Origin of the sequence: Agriterribacter sp., from assembly GCF_035497235.1 — a bacterium.
Classification (GTDB): domain Bacteria; phylum Bacteroidota; class Bacteroidia; order Chitinophagales; family Chitinophagaceae; genus Agriterribacter.
Window position 1 is genome coordinate 1 of record NZ_DATJEB010000060.1, and the last position, 5,478, is coordinate 5,478.

At 41.3% G+C, this 5,478-nt stretch carries 2 protein-coding genes; both read left to right on the forward strand.

The genetic code is table 11. The features are described from left to right. A partial coding sequence (locus VL121_RS21340; RefSeq protein ID WP_325408644.1) for a SusC/RagA family TonB-linked outer membrane protein occupies window positions 1-3,487 on the forward strand: 3,487 nt, incomplete at its 5' end. 24 nt (window positions 3,488-3,511) lie between these two features. After that, window positions 3,512-5,161 carry a SusD/RagB family nutrient-binding outer membrane lipoprotein gene (locus VL121_RS21345; protein WP_325408645.1) on the forward strand — a complete coding sequence of 550 codons (1,650 nt, stop codon included), beginning with the start codon at window positions 3,512-3,514 and terminating at the stop codon, window positions 5,159-5,161. The last annotated feature ends 317 nt before the right edge of the window (window positions 5,162-5,478 follow it).

The window sequence follows — 5,478 nt, forward strand, 5'->3', positions numbered from 1 at the left end:
GGATTATGACGCGCTGGATGCTTCCCAACAAAGCAATCCCGATGTTGCACTGAATAAAGTGCTTTCTGCTGCCGGTTTGAGATTTGAAAAAATTAAAGATGTGTATGTCATCAAACAGGCTAAACAAAAAAGAACCGAACAGAATTTCGCCATTCCCGCTGCGGTGATCACCACTGCTGCCGAGTTTGCAGACTTTGCAGTAAGAGGTAAGGTAACAGATGAAAATGGCGCATTAAGCGGTGTAACAGTAGCTGAAAAAGGTACATCAAACGCTACGATAACCGACAATAACGGCAACTTTTCAATAAACGTTGCTAATGCTTCAGCCGTGCTGGTATTTACTTATGTTGGTTATAATACTATGGAAATAGCGCTGAGCGGACGTTCGCAGGTAAACGCCGCTTTAACACCGGTTTCAAAAGAACTGGAAGGCGTGGTGGTAACGGCGTTGGGTATTACAAGAAATAAAAAAACACTTGGTTATTCAGTGGGTGAAGTGAAATCAGAAGACCTGGTTAAAGCCGGCAACATCAACCTGATGAAATCATTAGACGGGAAAGTGAGTGGGGTAAATTTTACCAATGTAAGCAGCGACCCTACCTCTTCTGTACTGGTAAATATAAGAGGTACTACGGCATTGCCTACCCTGGCCGACAGAAATGTTGCTTTAAAAGGGCAGCCTTTGTATGTAATTGATGGCATACCGGTAGGTACGCAAACAGTTACTACTAAAGATAATGTTGATTTTGGAAATATACTTTCGCAATTAAACCCTGAAGATATTGATAACATCACCATTTTGAAAGGTGGTAGCGCAGGTGCCCTATACGGCAAAGAAGGTGGCAACGGCGTAATAATGATTACTACAAAATCGGGCAAAGGTGGCAGAAAAGGCATTGGCGTTACGTATAATCTTTCAAATGTCTGGGACATGCCTTTCCAGTTTTTTCCGGTTCAAACAGAATACGGACCCGGACCAAGAGCTGATACCTGGGCGCTGGATGGAACGGATACCTGGGGACCCAAACTGGATGGAACTACAACTTCAGATTACTGGAATGTAAAAACACAGCAATGGGAGAATAAAGCCATGTTTTCAAGCGGCGAAAACCCGGTGAAAGCTTATTTGCAAAGAGGACGTACGACTACCAATAATATTAGTGTTCAGGGCAATTATGACAAAGGATCTTTCCGCCTCTCCTTGTCTAACATGGACAATAAAGGTGTGATGCCCAATACAAAGACAAACCAGAAATCAATATCATTTAATTCAGAATACCGGCTCACTGATAATGTAAAAATTTCGGTAAGTACCAGTTACATCAACACCTATGCTCCCAATAAAGCCAGGATACAGGGAGGCGGAGATGATGCGGTTTTAAATACATTACTGTATGCATGGCCTACCAGCCTACAGCCACTTTCCGAAATGCACGATTACTGGCTCAAAGGGTTTGAAGGTATCAGGCAGAATGGGGCTATTATGAATGACAACCGCCCCGATGCACCCGACCAGGCAGGTGTAAACCTGGGAAACCCTTATTGGTGGGCTTATGAAAATGTGCATCGCTTTACAAGGGATAATTTCTTTGGAAAAATTCAACTGGACTGGAAGCTTTCCAGGAATTTCTCTTTTCTCCTGAGAACGGGTATGGAAAATGTAAAAGAATATTATGAACAAAGAATGTCCTGGAGTGATCCCGATAACCAGGGAAAATTTGCATCAGGAAATAATAATACATCGCTTATCAATTCTGATGCGATACTGACCTACAATAATAATTTTGGTAAATTTTCATTAGGCGCTTCTGGAGGTGCCAACTATGCTTATTCCAATAATAACTCCATGGAAATGACTGCCGGCCGGCTCTCAGCTCCTGCATTATTTACATTAAATAATGCCGCACCCGGCACATTAACCAATAGCAATCCATATGCACCCTGGGGAACAGGACAAAGCTACAGTGTATATGGTACTGCAACTATCGGATACAACAACCAGCTTTTCTTAGATGTAACAGGACGTAATGACTGGAATGGTGTATTACCGGAAGAGAAGATCAACTATTTTTATCCTTCTGCCTCTTTGAGCTGGGTAGCTTCTGAAACCTTCAAACTTCCCGAGACTATTAATCTTTTAAAATTCCGTATCGCTAAGGCGGATGTGGGCAATGGATTATTACGGAGAAGAAGTATTGATACCTATCGTTTTGATGCCAGTGACTGGGGAGCTGCCAAAACGGTAAGCATTAACGCGAGCCTTGTGGATAGGGATATTAAACCACAACACTCCGTTACTACTGAAGGCGGTTTCGACCTGGGAATGTTTAATAACCGTTTACATTTTGACTTTACTTACTTCGTAAAAAAACAAAAAGATCAGATTGATAATATTCCTACAGTTCAGGGAACGGGATATTCCGGCATATTAACAAACATCGGAGATGTACGGAATAAAGGATTCGAAATGGGTTTGGGAATAACGCCGTTTAAAACAAAAAACTTTAGCTGGGATCTTTCAGCCAGTTTCACAAAATACAAGGCGGTTATTACACGTCTCTCAGACAAATTTGCTCCTAACGGATATGTTTTTGCTGATTATGGCAGAAATGAAAAAGTACGGATAGCGGTTGGTGAAGAAATAGGAAACATGTATGAAGCAGAACCTGTATTGAGAATTAAATCAGGAAAGTATAAAGGAATGCCTTTATTAGATGGCTCCGGTGGTGAGTTTCAAAGTTCTGGCGATGAAAGAGACCGTGGAAGATTAGGAAATTTTAATCCTGATTTTATTTTAGGCATGAACACTACTTTAAGGTATAAACAATTTTCATTGAGTTTAGTAGGCAGTTTACGCTATGGTGGCAAATATGTTTCGGTAAATCAAAAATACATGGAATCAGACGGTATGACGCAAACCACCATAAGTTCAGGGCCGGATAATCCCTGGTGGAGTGGCGGAAGGGATGCATCCCAGGGTGGTCATCCCTGGCCTGCACAGGGCGCAAGCCAGTATGAAGCTATCAATAATAATAATGACGGGCAGGCGTCCTACACTTTGCAGGATGCCAGTTATGCCAAAGGTGTTTTCCTGAATCCTGATTATACAGGAGATCCTGCAAATGCTTCCGATGCTGATTATATTGTTAATGGCGCTGATCCCAATAATACATTTTACCAGATACCTACCAACAGCTATGGGGATGTAATCTGGAACTTTACTTCCACCCGTACGTATGACGCCACAAATTTTAAGTTGAGGGAAATTTCTCTTGCCTATACATTGCCGAATGCATTACTCAGTAAATATAAAATCCAGGGCATAACACTATCCTTAATTGGAAGGAATGTATTTCAATGGAATAAATCCGGACGTAACGAAGACCCCGAATCTGCATTCCAGGGCGTAGGCACAGACCAGGGTGTGTTAAGGGCCACATTGCCAAGCATACGTTCGTATGGTTTCAAACTTTCAGTTGGTTTTTAATAATCTCACTTTTAATAAAAAAATATGAAATCATTTATAAAGAAATTAGGAGCGTTGGTACTGCTATCGTGCTTTGCTTCCTGCAGCAAGGATGCATTGCGGAGTTACGATGCCCAGCAGCAATTAAATGCGGTAGAAGATGTGAATGATCCCTTCCTCCTGTCATCAGTAATAAAACAAACCACATTATTTTACCAGGGTATGGGATATGATAACAGCAGGCTTCCCGGTGCCGTACAGTATATGGAAAGAAACTTCCAGGGAGGAGATAATTATTACCAGAATTTTAAATACCCTACCGATGATTTGTATGCAGCTATGAATATTCTTAAACTGGTAGATGGCGCTATAGGATTGGCTGACAAAAGAGGCTCCCTGGCGTATAAAGGGATTTTTAAAATATTCAGATCATTGCTATTTTCATTCATGACTGACTTTTACGGGGATATTTATTATTCAGAAGCCCTTAAAGGAAGGGAAGGGATACTCTATCCAAAATATGATAAGCAGGAGGACATTTATACCGGATTGCTGGCAGAACTTGATGAAGCGAATACCCTTATCAAACAGGGAACCGAAGATATATCCCCTACTTACGATCTGATGTATGCCGGTGATAAGATAAAATGGCAAAAGTTTGCCAATTCTTTAAAGCTGCGCTTATTAATGAGAGCTTCAAAAAAAATAGGTGACGTGGGTGCGAAAATGACGGCTATTGTGGGTAACCCGGCAGAAACGCCCATATTTACTGGTAATGATGATAACGCGGCTATACCTTTTGTTGGAACCACAAAAGACAACTCCTGGAAAGGAGGAAAGTTAAATTGGGACTATTCGGAGTTTGACAGAAGAAGACCTGCTAAAACCCTGGCAGATAAATTAAATAGTTTGAATGATCCACGCCTTCCTATCTGGTTAGCGCCGGTTGAAAAGCCATGGACAAGTAACCCGGCCCTGAATGGCGTTAAAATTTCAACCACTGATGCAAACGGGTTTACCGATGAATCTACCTGGGAATATATAAACAGAAGCAATCCGGATATTGCCGCACAATCTGCAAACCTCCTTGATTCCAATAAACTATATATTGGTTTCATTGCAGGTATGTACGGTGATTTTTTAAATGGCAATGGTCATTACGATATTGCAAATGGTGGTATTTTCGGCAACTTTAAAGTATCCAGGTTTTCTCAGTTATTCAGGCAAAATGCACATCCTTTGCTCAGGGCTACTATTATGAACAGCGATGAGGTACAGTTTATTCTTGCAGAAGCTGCTGTGAAAGGTTTGATTTCCGGGGATGCAGATGCTTATTACCGGAACGGTATTTCCTTAAGTATGGAACGGTGGGGCATACCCGACAGCAAAATTAATCCTTACCTTGCCCAGGCGATTATTGCTTTACCAGGAGACAATAACGGGAAACTGGTAAAAATAGCTGATCAGAAATGGCTGGCTTTGTTTATGGTGGCTTCAGAAGCATACCTGGATATACGCAGAACGCAATTGCCAAATATTTTTAATAATGGCTTATTAACTACCTATCCTTTCCCCTTACGTTTCATTTACCCCGGGGCAGAGCTTGGACAAAATGTGGATGCTTATAATGCAGGTGTAGCTACGCTATCACCTCCCTTAGATAATCAATTTTCAAAAATGTGGTTATTGCAATAAAATAAAACCGCCCGGAGATTTAAAACCTGCAAGGCTACTTGCAGGTTTTTTGCTTATACGTCTTACCTTTAAAATTATTGAGTGTAACACTATTCTTCCTAAAGAAGTGTTAATGTATGTAAAAAATATGTTAACGGGTTTGAGTATCTCAATTCCTTATATCTTCTCTTAACCCGGTAATGAAAGGGGATAACGCATATTACAGCAACTTTACGGAAGAAGAATTTGCGGCTGATGAATATTTTCAGCAGTGGGTGCTGCTGCCCGATGACCAAACGGAGCGCTACTGGGCTTTGTATGCACAACATCATCCCCAA

Bases quoted from the DNA above. Each gene is read 5' to 3' on its own strand.
- VL121_RS21345 (WP_325408645.1), top strand. From the start codon at position 3,512: ATGAAATCATTTATAAAGAAATTAGGAGCGTTGGTACTGCTATCGTGC.